The sequence below is a fragment of the Nostoc sp. PA-18-2419 genome, assembly GCF_005869855.1.
Classification (GTDB): Bacteria; Cyanobacteriota; Cyanobacteriia; order Cyanobacteriales; family Nostocaceae; genus Nostoc.
On record NZ_SZNH01000033.1, the window covers coordinates 19850 to 35650 of the forward strand.

The window sequence follows — 15801 nt, forward strand, 5'->3', positions numbered from 1 at the left end:
AGTTCTACTTTAATTATCTAATGACAAATAGTGAAATTCACCTGATTACCAACGAACGTCCCAGTCTAACTCCAGAAATATTAACAGCCCTGAAAGCAGGACTTCCTTTAGAAAAAGTAGATTTAAACGAATTCAATCTGCGGGGAGTTGATTTAAGACAAGCTAATTTGAGTCAAGCCAAGCTACTAAGAGCCGACCTCAGTCAGATGGTCTTGAGTGATGCAAATCTCAGTGGAGCCGATTTACGAGGTGCTAACCTGCATGGAGCCGATTTGAGTAGGGCGAATTTGCAGGGAGCTTACTTAAACCGTGCTGACCTCCAACAAGCAAATCTTAGTGGCGCAAATTTGCAAGGAGCTAAACTCCAAGTAGCGCGTTATGATACACAGACAAAATGGCCTCAAGAATATAACTACAAAGCTTCGGGAGCAGTGGGGCCGGGTGCTAATCTCAACGGTGCTTATCTCAATACAGCTTTTTTACGCGATGCAGATTTACAAGGGGCTAATCTGCGGGGAGCCTACCTCAGCGGTGCTGACTTGACCGGAGCCAATTTACAAGGTGCAGCTTTAAGTGGTGCTGACTTAAGTAAAGCTTATTTGACAGGAGCTTGTTTGCGGAATGCTCGGTTAACTGGAGCCGATTTGCAGGGTACAGATTTGCGAGCAACTGACCTGAGTAACGCAGAGATGGAGTATCTTCATAGTATTGCTGGGGCAGATTTCACTCTTGCCCAAGGACTAACACAAGCTACCATACTCATGCTTCACAGCCGTCCAGCATCAGAACTTGATGTTTGGAACGCTTACACCCGCAAAACAACTCGTGAAAGTTTAAGTGGGTGAGCAGGAGTTAGCAGGACTCCATATAGCGGTTCTCACTCAGATGAAATACACATCTTGGGGGTGGGCATCCTTAAACCCGGACGGGCTAGAAGTCCATCCCACAAGAGAAAGGTTGCTAGTTTTTGTTGAGCTTGATCGCATCATTGAGATTATTGACAATAATCCCAAACACGCCCACTTTGCTATTGTGGCAACAAGTCTTCTAAAGCAGCTCCAACAACTCGATGATCTTGATCCTGTCTGAGTTGGTTCAGGGCTGTTTTTGCTTCGGCGGCGTCAAAGCGTTTGAGGGCATAGGCTACTCGCACGCGCATTCGCCAGGATTCAGCATTCACTAAGCTTAGTAGTTGGGATAATGCCGCAGCATTTTGGCTAGAATCAGCTAATAACCCAAGTCCATCAACAGCGGATTCCTCAACTGTGAAATCTTCGTCTTTTAAACCGTGAACGCAGATATCAAATAATTCTTCAGGACAATCCATTTCAGCAAGCGCTGCGAGAATACTACGTCGTACTAACCAGTGGTCATCCTGATAAAATGTTAGAACTAAATGAGAAACTGCTACTCTACCAAATAACGATAACGAATTTGCTGCCTCAGCTCGCACGTTGGGGGTATCGTCGAATTTCATAATTTGCATTAAGGCTGCAAAAGATTCCGCTGATTGCTGGTTACCCAAACCCCTGGCGACAAAAGAACGCACTAAAAATTCGGAGTCATGCAGTAGATTCGTTAGCAGAGGAACTGCAACTTCTGATTCATAATCCTTGAGTGCGGCGATCGCTTTCAACCGATACTGAAAATCTGGATTCTCCAGTTGAGTTTTAATTTTATCGATTTGCATAGGTGCATTTAATAGTGGTTATTCTTTACTTTATTTTACAAATGTCAAAAAATAAMGATCGCCTTCTAGGAAGATTATAGGGAATGGAAATTAACCGAATTTCCCACACTTTCTTTTCCTCCTACACTCCTTGGATTTCTCAGTTGTGAAAAATCCAGGATTAGGGACTGGGGAATAGAAATTAAAATTTAATCCCCAGTACCTAATACCCAATAGCCAATACCCAGTACTCAATCCCCTAGATCCATGACTCAATTAACCCAAATCGTTAAAAAATTAATAGCTAAAGCTAGAATTGTCAGCTTTGCTGAGTGGAAACAGTCCTATCCTCAAGCTGCAATCGCTATATTCCAGGCTGCGGATGATAGTTTTCGCTATCTGAGTGACGAAGATTTACTCCAAATCGAAACTTTAGCACCCAATAATTCTACTTTGATTCCTGTTGCTCAGTTGTTACGCGATCGCGCAACCGAAATTGTTGATGAAGCAAGAGTTCAGGTTTTGCTGACTTATCCGGAAATTACCCAGCCTGAAGGAGGTCTTTATCCGCCTGAACGCGCCCAAGCTTGCTGGCGAGACTTTTGGCATTTTCTTCGCTGCATTACCTATGGAATCGCAGGTAGCCACACTGAATATACCAGCCCCACAGGACTGCATTATCTAAATTTGCTTTATCAGGAATTAAAAGTTCCTTTGGATGCGATGGTTTTGGGCTTAAAAAGTATCAAAGCTGCTAGCTTGAAACGCTGCCAAGCAAGTCAGCAAGAAATCCTTGCTCCGTATTTTGACCATTTAATCACCCAACTAGCTACTTTTAAAATTCAGTAGTGCTAAAAGTCAAATAAAAACGAACAATTTAGTTAACTAAGAAATTACTTGCAAGTTAAATCCTTTGTACTTTTACACCACCCGTAAAATGAATAGGCATCAAATGCAACATCAGCACTGACGATCCGAATTCCTTATGCGATCGCCATACCCTTTTTCTCTGACTGCTAGGCTATGGGCAATTTACGACTAATACTTTTGCATACCTCTTTACCACTACTTGTACGACAATAATCAATTCAATACTAAAAAAAAGCTTAAATTTCTTAAAAGTATCATTTAACTTAACAATTTTTAACAAATATCGCTTCAGCATCGTATCAAAATGTGTGAAGGCAAACGATGTAAAAAACTCAAAAAAACTTAAATAACGAAGGCTAATTAAGACTTTCAAAGACCTAGTGGTTCTGATTTTGTTAAGTAATGTAAAGTTTTTTAACATCTGCTGCACAATGTTCTCATAAAATTTAGTTTTTAATTGGGAGATAGTTTGAATGGCTTTCGGACCAGCATCACGATTAGGGGTGGCTCCGTTTGAGAATACCGATCCGATCGATTTGTGGCCAAGTCGCTCTAATGAGGAAGTTGAAACCGTAATTAGATCAGTTTACAAGCAGGTTTTGGGCAATGCTTATGTAATGGAGAGCGAGCGGCTGACGGTTCCTGAATCCCAACTTAAACGGGGTGAAATTAGCGTTCGCGAGTTTGTCCGTCAAGTAGGAAAGTCAGAGCTTTACCGCTCGCGGTTTTTTGATAACACTGCTCGCTATAGAGCGATTGAGTTGAATTTTAGACATTTACTTGGTCGTGCGCCATTGGATCTAGAAGAAACCCGTGCACATAGCACGATTCTGGATACAAAGGGCTTTGAAGCGGAGATTGATTCCTATATAGACAGCGACGAATATCAAGAAACCTTTGGAGAAAATACCGTACCTTATATTCGGGGTTATAAAACCGAAGCGATTCAGGGTTTGGTTCAGTTTACCCACTTATTTCAATTGGTACGTGGTTCTGCTAGCAGCAGTCTTAAAGGTGACTTAGCTGGCAAACAGCCAAAATTAAATAGTCTGCTGATTCAAAACATACCTACCCCTGTGGTTTCACCAGGCAGCAGTGGTGCGACATTTCGCAATCCCACCTCTACTCCTCGTACTCGTCAAGGTGTAGGAGCGGGTGAAGATGGTAAAGTTTACCGGATTGAAGTCACTGGCTACAAAGCGAATACAGTAAATCGCATTTCCAAGTTTCGCCGCAGTAACCAGGTATATTTCGTGCCCTACAATCAGCTATCAGAAGAATATCAGCGGATTCACAAACAGGGCGGTGTAATTGCCAGTATTACTCCTGTTAACTAGAAAATTAACCACAAACGAAGCTTGGGAAATACGTAAAAAATGGGAAGCATAGTGATAAATTCCTCTCAGGTAGAGCTACGGACAACTAACTCTACTGAAGAAGTGGAAGCAGTGATTCGAGCCGTCTATAAGCAAGTTTTGGGTAACGCTCACTTGTTAGAAAGTCAGCGCCTTGTAATTGGAGAATCGCAATTGCGCGATCGCAAAATCAGCGTCCGTGAGTTTGTGCGAATTGTTGCTAAGTCCGAAATTTACCGGACTCGATTTTTTGAAACCACTGCTCCCTATCGGTTCATTGAACTCAACTTTAAACATCTGCTAGGTCGCGCTCCTCTAGAGCAGACAGAGGTTTCTGAGCATATCCGTCGTACCGTTGAAAGCGGTTATGATGCTGAGATCGACTCCTACATCGATAGCCCTGAATACGAGGCTACCTTTGGTGAAAACATTGTACCCTACTATCGGGGAAACAGTAGCCAAGTAGGACAAAAGCAAGTCGGCTATAACCGGATTTTTGGGATTGTTCGCGGTGTAGCCGAAACCTCAAGTGCCATCAAGTCTTCTCAGTTGGTGTACTCAGTAGCAACCAATAGCCCGATTAAAATTAAGCTACCTTCTGTGATTGGTAGTACTGAAAAGAGATTTAAAATCCTCGTTCAGGGTGGAAGTGGAAAATTTGATAATCCCCGCCGCCGTGCTACAACAGAATACATTGTTCCTGCTAGCAAGATGACACCACAAATTCAGCGGATTAATCGCACTAATGGCAAGATTGTTAGTATCACGGAGATTGTTTAAAAAATAGGGATTGGGTATTGGGCACTGGCTATTGGTCAAATAGGGCATGGATTATTCTCCTTGTTTCCCTAGTCGCTAGTACCTAGTACCCAGTCCCTAGTTCTCAATTCCCACGTTCGATCAAAAATAAAATAAACATTTTTATCATTTTAGGATTGTGAATTTATTCAACTAAGACTCGTAATTTATTAGAGTCTTTATGGTATTGAACAAAAACATTCCAATTCAAAAGTCAAAATCCAGGAGCCAAAATAGTTAAACAATAGGGAGCCAATTTCGGTAATGAATATATTTAAAGATAGGAAAATCGTATATCAATAGTAAATAGACTCAGAGAATAACTCATTAACCAAAAGATTTATCGGATTATAAGCCGTTTTTTTGAAATCGCTTTTGTAATGAAAATTATTGAATTTTTTGAACTTTCGATTGGACGATGGCGATCGCAGCGTAGCGGTCATCATTTAGCATTCGCCCATTTTGAAGAAGTACTGTCTACCATCGACATTGAGTCTCTGTCTCATGACGATCCAGCGGTGCAAGAAATATGTAAATTATATGATGCTGACCTCAGCAGTATCACTCATCCCTTTCGGATGACTTGGGAAGGTGAATCAGATTGGGACGATAAACCAATCTCTGGTAGTACTGTGCTGGTACCAATTCCCGATAGCGAAAATCATTCTACAGGTAAACTCCTGCGGGAAAAGGGATATGCCGAAATAATCCCCGCAGTAGGTAAATATCACCTGAGTGACGATGGTATTTTTACCTTGGTAACTGAGTATGACCTGGCTGCTGCCGAAGAGCGAATTTGGTTTGCTAACCCAAATCTGCGATTTCGTGTATCGCTGATCAAAACCAGCAATGGTAAAGGTGTGACAACGGCTTCCTTTTCTTCAGAGATTCGGTCTTTGTCAAGTTCAACAAGTTAGCAATATTGGGTTAAAAGATTAAATCAGTAACAATGTTTACTGATAGCTGTTAAAGGAATCATTTAGTACAATAAGGCAAAATCAACCTACATCTGATAAATAGGTAAAAAGCCAAAAAGATAAAACTTCTTTGTTTTGCCCTTTGCCTTCTTGCACTAGTTTTGTCTTGTCACTCCTGAGGTTAAATATGACAATAGCTCCCAGTGACTCTAGCACCAAGTCCAGCGATTTGCTCACCTTAGCTTGTTGGATGGCAGGAGATTTTAGCAACCAAAAGCAATCTTTTGCAAATCCTCAACTTTACGCGCACATTCACATTTTTTTTCGTCCTTTACCATTTGAGTTTTTTTCAGCCATTGGTTTTTATTCAGAACAAGCATATGACCATGATTTATGGACACCCTACCGCCAGGGAGTACATAAATTAGTAGATTGGGGCGATCGCATTTATATCGAAAATTACAGCTTGAAAGATCCTATACTTTATGCAGGTGCTGCTCGTGAACTAGATATCCTCAAAACCATTACCCCAGAAAGTATTCAACGGCGCTATCACTGTTCGATGGTTTTTGTCCGAGAACGTGAAATGTTTCGCGGTAGCGTGGAAGCAGGCAATCAATGCTTAATTCTTCGCAATGGTCGCCAAACATATCTTGTTAGCGAAGTAGAAATAACTGAGCATACTTGGATAAGTTTGGATCAAGGTATGGATATTGAAACCCATCAACAAGTATGGGGATCAACTACTGGCCCTTTACACTTTGAAAAACGAGAAAGTTTTGCTGATGAATTAGATGCGGTGAGCGGATGATGTTAATTCAGCTCGAATTTGTTAAACCTATAATGTTACCTCCACAGGCTGAAAAAAAAATGCGCTGCTGGATTCGCAGTCGTCACTTGATTTGTTCGGGTAACTTTTTTATCTTCGAGACACTAGAATATACGACGATTGAAAGGTTTTCTGAATGCGTTGCTTCTTTAGGAGGAACTGTAATATCTGTTGACCCAGTTAATAAAATTTGGATGGGCGATCATCGGCAAGTTATTCTATATCAAGCAAAAGCAAGTTTACATACACCTCATCACACCTTGAAACAATACTGGATAAAATACGGTGGTTTCTACACTAGATTTGATGTACGTGCTTAAGAAATATTCTTGCTAGCTTGATTCGCCTTGGGAATCTGCTCTCATGAAAAGTTCAAAAATCAATCAGGATTGAATTTTTAATTCCTCCTATAGAGGGTTGACGGCTAACTGTTAATATCTCGCTGCTAATTTTTTTGATGATTAGTTGTTAGTTATTAACCGTTAGCCGTCTGAGTTTGTTAGAAAATGTAACTAAAAAATATCTCAGAACTTGATAAATTATATCGTATTAGAAATCAATTGCGATGAATACCAAAGCTGCATTTGGCGAAGATATAGTGCTGTTTTAGCGGGGCTATATAAACCCAAACAAAGTATTATTACAACGGATATCAATAGATCCCTTGCCAACGTTCTCAACCTCAAGTCTGAACCATTTTTTACACCTACCCACAATAATCAAATTATGCCAAGCCTTTCAGATGACGAAATTAGACAAAGCCAATATCAAGCATTTTCCCAAACACAAACCATTGAACTGTGGTCTGGTGCTTCAGTTAATGATATCGAAATTGTGATTGCGGGAGTTTATCGGCAAGTTTTGGGGAATGCTTACGTGATGGAAAGCGAACGCCTCATTACCCCAGAATCACAGCTCAAACAAGGGATAATTAGTGTTCGTGAGTTCGTGCGTCAACTTGCCAAATCAGAGTTGTATCGCTCCAGATTTTTTGATAAAGTTTATCGCTACCGTGCTATAGAATTGAACTTCAAACATCTGTTGGGTCGCGCTCCTGATGACTACTCCGAGATGAAAGATCACAGCAACATTTTAGACGAACAGGGTTTTGAAGCAGATATTGATTCTTATCTTGATAGCGACGAGTATTTAAATGCTTTTGGCGACAACATAGTGCCATATTACCGGGGTTACAAAACCCAAACTGGCCAAAAAATACTGGAATTTACCAATATGCTGCAACTAGTACGGAGTAATTCCAGCAGCGACAAGAATCCAGCATCAAATAATAAACCCCAGTTAGTGCGATCGCTAATTACCAACACTCCTTACGGTAAACTTAAATCCACAGACGTTGGTGCATTGTTAGCTGAACTATTCAAACCCAAGTCTGAATCTGCTGGAGTTAATACATTTGTTGCAGCTAGTAAAGGAGCCGAACAAAGTTTGCGACAAAAAATTAAAGAACAAGAAAGCCAGATTGCAGCTTTACAACAACAACTAGCAGAGTTACGACCCTTTGCCAGCATCGGTACAACACAATTTACCACTAGTTCGCAGTTTTCTAGTTTTCAGAGTGCAAATGAATCTGCATCATTCCAAGAGCAAGCCGACGCCCAAGCAAAACAGATTACCTCATTGCAAGAGCAAATTGCTGATGCTCGACGCTTAGCCGCAGTTGGGGAAGCTCGTTTAAATAAGTGGCGCAGTCGCGTTTTTAATGGCTAAGAAAATTTGTAAATAGGCCTCAGGAAAATCCATTCTTTGTCAGGATGGGATGAAAGACGCTTTTTTAGCTCGTTGAGGCTTAACAATCAAGGGGGTGTAGGGTGTAGGGTGTAGGGAATAGAGAAATAACTCAATAACTCTTACTACAAACCTTATCTTCCCCCGACACCCCTTCTTTTCCCCACACCCTTCCTTCTCAGCACCCCCAATACCCACTCAGCCCACACCTCGCCCTGAAGGGGCTGGTCATCACTCATCAGTCAGCCTTTTCCTTTTAAGAATAGTACCAAAAGCAGCTGCTATCAGAGTTCCGAGAATGCTAGCGGGTTCTGGGATAGAAGTTTCATTCACAGGTATAGGTACTTTGATATTCAAATTCACCAAGGGAATGTTAGTCAAAGTCAAAGATGTTATAGTTGGTGAGCCAGGGATATCGGACTGGAAATCAAAAACTGTCGGAGTTAAACCACCATTACGATTGCTATATCGTTCTCCATACCCATTTATTTCAAAAGTGCCCTGATATTGCTTTTTGGTGTCTGGGTCGGTGACAGTCCCAGTGTAGAAAGCTTTGATAAAATTAAATTCATCTTGGACTACTCCTTGAAATGTGGTTCCTGGCAATTGTCCTTGGTAAACAAAGGGAGTCAACTCACCACCAGTGAGAATCGGTGATGTGAGGACACCATCGAAGGAGACAAAAGGAATGCCTTTAAAGTCAACGAAGTAATGCAGACTTCCATCAGAACGCGTTCCTACCTGGAAATAGTCTGACTTGTACACAGGAACATAATTAGGATTATTTTTAGTACCTAAGTTGCGGTAATAAGTTCCAGTGTCATCCGTATCAATACGAGTAATACTATTATTAAAATTAGGATTATTTCTGGGAAGTTCGATAGTTCCTGATAATGTGCCAGTGGTTTTAATTGTGATGAATTGAGCGGCAAAAGCGCTAGAACTACTCAAACCGATAATTGCTGCGGTCAAACTACTGCTAACAATTACACTACCCAGCTTAGCCCCTGATAAAGTTGCTTTCATGAAAAACTTGCTCCCGTAATCGCCGATAAAAATACACTTAATGCGCTGGAATTCATTTCAAATGTTTCTCCAGCACGATTTATTATTCCCAAACTGGTAGTGTAAGTTTCATTGGCAAGAAAAAGCTTGGTTGTCAAAAGCTGGAACATTTAATTCAATAATTAGTCTGCCTGAGCAATTACTAAAATAACTCTCTGCTTCATTCTAAATGAGGTATAGCTATTAGATTTGTCAACATTTAATTACTTTAGAAGTCAAAATAAGTCAGTATTATCTGAAATTTGATAAATAAAATTCTGTTTCGTATCTATTAGCGATCGCAATATTTCTCTGATATGATTCACTTTGAGAATATAGGTTGATTGCTTTTGAGCAAAAGCCGTCTCTACCTTATATAAATAAGGAGATATAGACAGCAAAGAGCTAATTTTTCATCGAAAAATTTTTAATTAACTGCGGAATGGTTAGCGTTTTTGTATCCAAATTACAGATAGAACACGGCTACTTAAACTGAGCAACCAGTGGCGCAATAACTTATGCAACGATACACATATATGAAAGTAGGCCAGTCTGTAGTATTAACTGACCACATAACAGGTGATGAGTTAGTTTTACGAGGTGATGACTATATCATTTTCGTAAATGAGGTTATCAACATGACTAAAAAGTTAGTGTTTCCCCAAGCTAAGTGGTCAAATCGTAGTGAATTCATTGACTACCATATTAGTCAATACTTTTAAAATCTGAGATGATGCCTTTAGAAGGGTGATTTATATTTCTTGACTCTTATTTTCACCACAGTTCCAATTTAGCAAGCCTTATCTGTTGACTTGTGTGTGTCCTCTTAAAACAAGAGTAGGGTGTATTGACGTGTAACACAACCCAACAAACCTGCAAATGTTGGGTTTCGCTTTGCTCAACCTAACCTACCACAAAGCAAATTTCTGATCTATTTTACGGTGATGTGTAGTTAGCCGTGGAGCGTTACAAAAAATTGTGCTTCAAATACATCAAAAAGGCTGTAAATATGTAAACATCTTCTTTATACTAGTTAAGTAACTTTACTGAGGCATTTTCTCTATTAAAAAAAATTGCTGGCAAAGTAAAATTATTTATCATTGGGATAAGGAGTATAGGTGAAACTTAAGACTTTCAATCAATCACTGGCTATTTTATTAATATTTTTAACCACCCAGATAGCATTTAGTTCTAGAGTTGGTAAAGCACAAACCCCAGCTGCACCTCTAACTACTACAAAATCAATTTGCTCTAGTCAATTGAGAACAGCTGTAGATGCTGTTATCAATCGTCCTCTATTTAGTCGGATGCGTTGGGGAATTTTGGTGCAACCTTTGTCAGTGGGGTTAACTCTTTACAATCGAGATGCTGAGAAATACTTTACTCCAGCCTCTAACATGAAGTTGCTAACAACAGCAGCTGCATTACAACAGTTGGGTGCTAATTTTCGGATTCGTACTTCTATTTATCAAGATGGCAATGGTGTTTTACGGGTTGTTGGTAGGGGAGATCCTAGTTTAAGTGATACTCAATTACAAGCATTAGCACAACAATTGAAACACAAAGGTATTACTCAAATTCAAGAATTAATTGCCGATGATAGTTATATTCAAGGAGATATTGTTAACCCTACTTGGCAATGGGAAGATGTACAATCAGATTATGGTGCCCCAGTCGACAGTTTTATTGTTAATCAGAATATTTTTAGTTTAAAATTAGTACCCCAAGCTGTAGGTAAGCCTTTACAAATAGTTTGGGACGACCCTAACGAAGCCAGACAGTGGCAGACAATTAATCAGTCAGTAACCATTGCCCAAAATCAACCGATTTATATCAATGTCACCCGCGAGTTATCGGGAACAGTATTGCGAATTCAAGGACAATTAACAGCAAATTCTGAACCTTACTCATTAGATTTACCTGTAGTTGATCCTAATTACTACTTTTTACGACACTTCCGTACTGCTTTGGCAAAAGAAAAAATACCTTTAGGAAAAACATTAGTAGTATCTGGTGGAATTAATCAACAGGAAATAGCATTTGTAGAATCACCACCTTTATCTGAATTATTGATGGAAACTCTGCAAAATAGTAATAATCTTTATGCTGAGGCATTGTTAAGAGCATTAGCTACAAAAAAACTGCGAATTAAAAATCAAACTAGCACTGATGTAGGTTTGGAAGTTGTGAAAGCAAGTTTAACTCAATTGGGAGTCGATCCAGCAAATTATGTTTTAGTAGATGGTTCGGGTTTATCACGTCGTGACTTAGTAACACCAGAAGCTTTTGTACAAACTTTGCGGGGAATGGCAAGAACGCCAGCAGCATCTATATATCGCGCATCTTTACCCGTAGCTGGTAAGAGTGGAACCTTAAAAGACCGTTTTCAAAACACACCAGCTGAGGGTATTGTGCAAGCTAAAACAGGTACGTTAACAGGTGTAGTTTCTCTGTCTGGATATGTGAATGCGCCTAAGTATCAACCATTAGTTTTTAGTATTATTGTCAATCAATCGGAACAACCTGCGACAGTTGTGCGCCAAGCAATTGATGAAATTGTCGTTTTGTTAGCCGAGTTGCAGCGTTGTTAATAAAAATTGAGAGATTCTAAATAGATTAATATGCACAATCAATCAATTGACAAAATAGCAGATCCAATCGTACCTCTATATGACACTTGGGGGGGTAAAAAAAGTGCTGGCAGGTGGTGTATAGTTCTACCATTCGATTTTACTTCCCTCTCGACTCAATTCGTCAAAGTCTTTTTTAGCCCAAGCAGCGAATCAGATATTAAGGGAGTGGTGCTTGAGTGGCAACCAAGAAACTCTTATGAAGAATACATTGAACACGTATTAAAAGCCATACGCGAGTATCCTGCTGCTATTGAAGAGCTAGCGATGCAAGTCGAACTGCTAGTATTTGTTCGCACTGAAGAATCCCCCCATCAGCCAATTCGAGCTTGGGTGAGATTCCTTGGCGAGTTGTTGATTTGTGGTGGTCTAGAGTATGGAGAGCCAGATTTCTGCTTCTCTGTGGATCACACGCTTTTTTATCCTTTTTCCTATCATAACGGCGCAAACAATAGCGAACTTTACTTAGTCAATCAGCCGCTACTGGAAAATGCCCTACGACGTTGGGAGGAACGGTTTGGTTCAATAAGCGAAGTTGAGGGTTTAAAAGGAATTTTTGAATATGGGTTTAAGCCAAAAGAAGAATGGGCTGCAAAATCAACCAATTGACAAAACAACAGATATAATCCAGCCTTTAAATGACACTTGGGGTTTTAAAGGAGCAGACGATAACTTCTGGGGAATAACTTCCTCTTTCGATTTCACTTCCATTTCCACTCAAGAACTTAATGCCTGGTTCGCTATAGTTGTGACCCACATTCCGCACCAGAACTGTCACAAAAGAAATGAAGCGTAAATTTTGGAACCAATTTTTGACTCAAAACCAAACTATGAAGGATGAAATGTTATGTCTGGCTTTCTTAATGCGTGAATTTTGTTAGCGCAGCTAAGCCGTGTTTGCGTACTCTTACAGAGAAGTAAGCTACGCGCAGCGTCTTGTAGAGAGCGTCATTTTGAACTTTGAATTCGTATTACTCCATACCCTTTTGCTGAAACATTGCCATCAACTTACGCTTACGAGCGTGGGTTTGCATCAAATTTTGCCGATAGCTTAACCAGTCAGCCTTTCTGCCAGATTCCAAATAAGCAGTACGTGCCTTTTTTAGCCATTCGATCGCATAGTAATAGTATTCTGCTTTACCTGCATCGATAATTTTTTCAGCACGGCTACCAGCATTGGCAATCACCCAATCAGGATTATTGAGGATTGCAGCATCCATTACCCGGTAAATTAATTCAGAATCATAAGAACTAAGTTCGCTAACGATCACAATAGCATCATCAATTAGCCCCTCGTGCAGGAAAATATCCACCTTGGCTGATTCTGTTCCCCAACCACTATAATTACGGATAATTTTTAACAAGTCTGTTTTGACACTTTCCCAATTTTCGCCAGCTAATTCTTGCATCTTTTGGTAATCAAAAAACGAGGGTTTGACTTGGAAAGCTGCCTTAATTGCTAATAAAGCAGCTTCACTGTTATCCAACTGTAGAGCTAAATTACTTGTCCAAATTCCCAACTCGTACTGACAATTACCCGGTAAATTTAAGCCATTCTCGGCGATATTTAATGCTTGCTGTAATGCTCCTTGAACGCTGACGAGTGTTTTAGCAAGAGCAAAGGCTTCTTCCTTTGAGATCATCTGGGTTTGAGCAGCATCAATTGCTTCTTCTACTCTGCCTAAACGCCCCAGCATTGTYAAGTACTGCTGGGTTTGCCCTTCTGCCTCGGCTAAATACAGGTATTCTTGGTAACGTTCCTGACGTTCGAGAATTTTCAGGCGAATTTGTGCTAAATCATCTGCATAGTCGGGCACATCTTCCTCCCAAGCTCCTCTTTCGGTGATATCCCCTTGGAGAACTTGCACTAACGGTGGATAATCCCAATCTTGGCGTAAAGCCTCCATAATCATCCCAAAATCAGCATTCCACTCATCTTGCCATGCTTCTAAATTTATTTGAATATCTACTTTTTCCTCTGGGGTGAGTTCGACACTGAGAATTGCATCACACCAAGCTTGATTTAGTTCCTGGACAATTTCATCATTTTCAGCACCGTATTCTGCAACATCGTCCCAATTTTCTACGCAGGTAGAAGTAATCGCCTCTAAAATAGCGATCGCATTTTCAGCCTCTCCCCGTTCGCTGAAATCTACCGCAGTTTGCACTACACTCAGCAATTCTTCAGCAATCGGGTCTTCTTCGTAACCCTCCTCAAAATACTGCACAGCTTCCCGGAGAATCTGCCGCACTTCCCGCCGAAAGGAAGCCGCATCGATAGTACTGTGTCGCACAGGTTTTATAATTCGTTCCCCGACAGCATTAGTCATCCAGTTTACACGGCGGTCAATCGCCTCAATCAGTCGCGGGTATTCTGCTACCAACTCTTCGAGCAGCCTTTGAGTTTGGACATTATCTAGACGATTAAGTAATTCTTCTAGGGTAGGGCGTTGCCGAATATGTTCTGAATGACGCGCACAGACGAGCATTGTCGCCACAATATGTTTGCACCACCCATCAAAGTTGTAAGCACAGGTACAGTTTACAGAACTCAATCCACTGCTATCAAAACTGAGGCTGACATGATAAGGTCTGGCTTCATTGCCCATAACATCTGCCTCAAGCAAACAGCCACGTTGGGTGATAGCATTGACAGCACCAGCTTGATAGTATGCCTCGCCCCGTTGGAAAGATTTGGCGTTGGCATGACGGCGGATAGTAAACTCACTAATTTGGGGAATAGACATCGGGCGATCGCCTGTGTAAGTCCTCTTGATAAATCCAGCTTATGTCTTAGACTAACGCGCTGTAAAGAATCTATAACTCTAGCTGAGTTCGATGGAACCTAACCTCAACCCCTTTGCGACAACGCCTGAGTTTTCACGGAAAGTCCTAAAACCTCTGTCAAGAAAGGGGGTAGGAGGTAGGGTGTAGGGTGTGGGGTGTAGGGGAAAATACATTTTTCACGCTTGGTGGTGAAACTTGTTTCATCGGGACTGTTTTATGTCTCCTGCCTTCTACTTATCAAAATTTCGTCTGGATTTTGTTATTTACCCGAGCAGTAGCTATTAATTTCACTGACTATTGAATTCTCTTCCTGCCCACTCTTTTGCAGAGATACCAAGGAGTTCTTTGCTGCTGAGGAATTCTTTTTATCTATAGCTGTTGCGGCATTATTCAATTCTTTAATAATGTCTTGATAAAGTTTAAGAAAGCGTCCTTGAAAACCTTGGAGTTTTTCATCTTTAATTTCTAGTGCTTTCATCTGTTGGGCAAGTGGATCTATCTTTTGGGCAAGTTCAGTTAAAGCTTTAGAACCTTTTGACTGATTGGGATTTTTCCCGAATTCCTGACCGAGAGTAGATGCTTGATTGGCAACTTTAATGATTTTGTTACATTGGGCAACTTTACTCTCTCCACAACTTACAAATAATAATGCGATCGCAGTTGTGATTGAAAGTATAAAACTTTGCTTTAATCCATGTTGCATACGTTCTATTATCTCCGACTATGTTTCTTTGAAAGTTCGGGAACGGAAATTGATAGTTAGCAAAAATGCTTTTTTCTCAAAAATTTCTATTTCTGCTTCTGATATCCTGTACGGCTAATCACTAATGATTAAAATCTCTGTCCTTGAGAGTATCAAAATAATTCATAATTGATAATGACGCTCGTTCCGACGCTCCTCCGTCGCTAACGCTTCGCTATCGCTACCGCTTCGAAGACAGTAATTCGTAGTTACAATCAGTGGGGCTTGAACCCTCTTTAATTACGAATTAGTAATTATTTGCTGGTGGCTTGAACCCTCTTTAATTATGAATTACGAATTAGTAATTATTTAGTCAATCTAAACAATAGTCTTTAACCGCAGATGATATAATATCGTGTCCGGTTTAATACTTATGATATCTGTGAGGATCGGTAATGGGTAATGGGTAATGGG

The 15801-nt window shown here is 40.5% G+C and carries 15 protein-coding genes; 11 read left to right on the top strand and 4 right to left on the bottom strand.

Going from position 1 to position 15801, the window contains the following annotated elements:
• Nucleotides 1-20: 20 nt before the first annotated feature.
• Nucleotides 21-845, top strand: a complete 825-nt coding sequence (locus FCR06_RS25320) for a pentapeptide repeat-containing protein (RefSeq protein ID WP_138504637.1) — start codon at nucleotides 21-23, stop codon at nucleotides 843-845.
• A 182-nt stretch (nucleotides 846-1027) separates the two neighbouring features.
• On the opposite strand, the gene FCR06_RS25325 is transcribed toward FCR06_RS25320, so the two are convergent.
• Entirely contained in the window at nucleotides 1028-1690 is a 663-nt protein-coding gene (locus FCR06_RS25325; protein WP_138504639.1) for a HEAT repeat domain-containing protein, read from the bottom strand.
• 246 nt (nucleotides 1691-1936) lie between these two features.
• On the opposite strand from FCR06_RS25325, the gene FCR06_RS25330 reads away from it, so the two are divergent.
• The 7 genes from FCR06_RS25330 (at nucleotide 1937) to FCR06_RS25360 (ending at nucleotide 8166) form a co-directional block, all read left to right on the top strand.
• A complete protein-coding gene (locus FCR06_RS25330; RefSeq protein ID WP_138504641.1) occupies nucleotides 1937-2518 on the top strand; it encodes a phycobilisome protein in 582 nt (193 codons plus the stop codon).
• A gap of 494 nt (nucleotides 2519-3012) precedes the next feature.
• The gene (locus FCR06_RS25335) at nucleotides 3013-3876 is read left to right on the top strand and encodes a phycobilisome linker polypeptide (RefSeq protein WP_138504644.1); all 864 of its coding nucleotides are present in this window, start codon (nucleotides 3013-3015) and stop codon (nucleotides 3874-3876) included.
• Between the two features lie 39 nt (nucleotides 3877-3915).
• Nucleotides 3916-4674 (top strand): phycobilisome rod-core linker polypeptide, encoded by a 759-nt coding sequence (locus FCR06_RS25340; RefSeq protein WP_138504646.1) that lies wholly within the window; start codon nucleotides 3916-3918, stop codon nucleotides 4672-4674.
• Nucleotides 4675-5072: 398 nt separating this feature from the next.
• The gene (locus FCR06_RS25345) at nucleotides 5073-5609 is read left to right on the top strand and encodes a phycobiliprotein lyase (RefSeq protein ID WP_138504648.1); all 537 of its coding nucleotides are present in this window, start codon (nucleotides 5073-5075) and stop codon (nucleotides 5607-5609) included.
• A 187-nt stretch (nucleotides 5610-5796) separates the two neighbouring features.
• A complete protein-coding gene (locus tag FCR06_RS25350) occupies nucleotides 5797-6420 on the top strand; it encodes a chromophore lyase CpcT/CpeT (protein ID WP_138504650.1) in 624 nt (207 codons plus the stop codon).
• Nucleotides 6420-6758, top strand: a complete 339-nt coding sequence (locus FCR06_RS25355) for a CpeR family transcriptional regulator (protein WP_138504776.1) — start codon at nucleotides 6420-6422, stop codon at nucleotides 6756-6758. Before FCR06_RS25350 ends, FCR06_RS25355 begins: the two co-directional genes overlap by 1 nt.
• Before the next feature lie 211 nt (nucleotides 6759-6969).
• A complete protein-coding gene (locus tag FCR06_RS25360; RefSeq protein ID WP_223280284.1) occupies nucleotides 6970-8166 on the top strand; it encodes a phycobilisome rod-core linker polypeptide in 1197 nt (398 codons plus the stop codon).
• Nucleotides 8167-8415: 249 nt separating this feature from the next.
• Here FCR06_RS25360 and FCR06_RS25365 read toward each other — a convergent pair whose 3' ends face one another.
• Nucleotides 8416-9210, bottom strand: coding sequence for a PEP-CTERM sorting domain-containing protein (locus tag FCR06_RS25365; RefSeq protein WP_138504652.1), 795 nt, complete (start codon nucleotides 9208-9210; stop codon nucleotides 8416-8418).
• Between the two features lie 536 nt (nucleotides 9211-9746).
• Here FCR06_RS25365 and FCR06_RS25370 point away from each other — a divergent pair.
• From FCR06_RS25370 to FCR06_RS25380, 3 genes are all read left to right on the top strand, one after another.
• Nucleotides 9747-9950, top strand: a complete 204-nt coding sequence (locus FCR06_RS25370) for a hypothetical protein (protein WP_138504654.1) — start codon at nucleotides 9747-9749, stop codon at nucleotides 9948-9950.
• A 396-nt stretch (nucleotides 9951-10346) separates the two neighbouring features.
• A complete protein-coding gene (gene dacB, locus FCR06_RS25375; RefSeq protein ID WP_138504656.1) occupies nucleotides 10347-11819 on the top strand; it encodes a D-alanyl-D-alanine carboxypeptidase/D-alanyl-D-alanine-endopeptidase in 1473 nt (490 codons plus the stop codon).
• Nucleotides 11820-11849: 30 nt separating this feature from the next.
• On the top strand, nucleotides 11850-12467 hold the full coding sequence (locus FCR06_RS25380) for a hypothetical protein (RefSeq protein ID WP_138504658.1): 618 nt from the start codon (nucleotides 11850-11852) through the stop codon (nucleotides 12465-12467).
• 362 nt (nucleotides 12468-12829) lie between these two features.
• Here the strand turns inward: FCR06_RS25380 and FCR06_RS25385 are convergent, their stop codons facing one another.
• Both FCR06_RS25385 and FCR06_RS25390 read right to left on the bottom strand, forming a co-directional pair.
• Nucleotides 12830-14605: an SWIM zinc finger domain-containing protein gene (locus FCR06_RS25385; RefSeq protein ID WP_189523577.1), complete on the bottom strand. Its 1776-nt coding sequence runs from the start codon at nucleotides 14603-14605 to the stop codon at nucleotides 12830-12832.
• A gap of 299 nt (nucleotides 14606-14904) precedes the next feature.
• On the bottom strand, nucleotides 14905-15348 hold the full coding sequence (locus tag FCR06_RS25390; RefSeq protein ID WP_138504662.1) for a hypothetical protein: 444 nt from the start codon (nucleotides 15346-15348) through the stop codon (nucleotides 14905-14907).
• Between the last annotated feature and the right edge of the window lie 453 nt (nucleotides 15349-15801).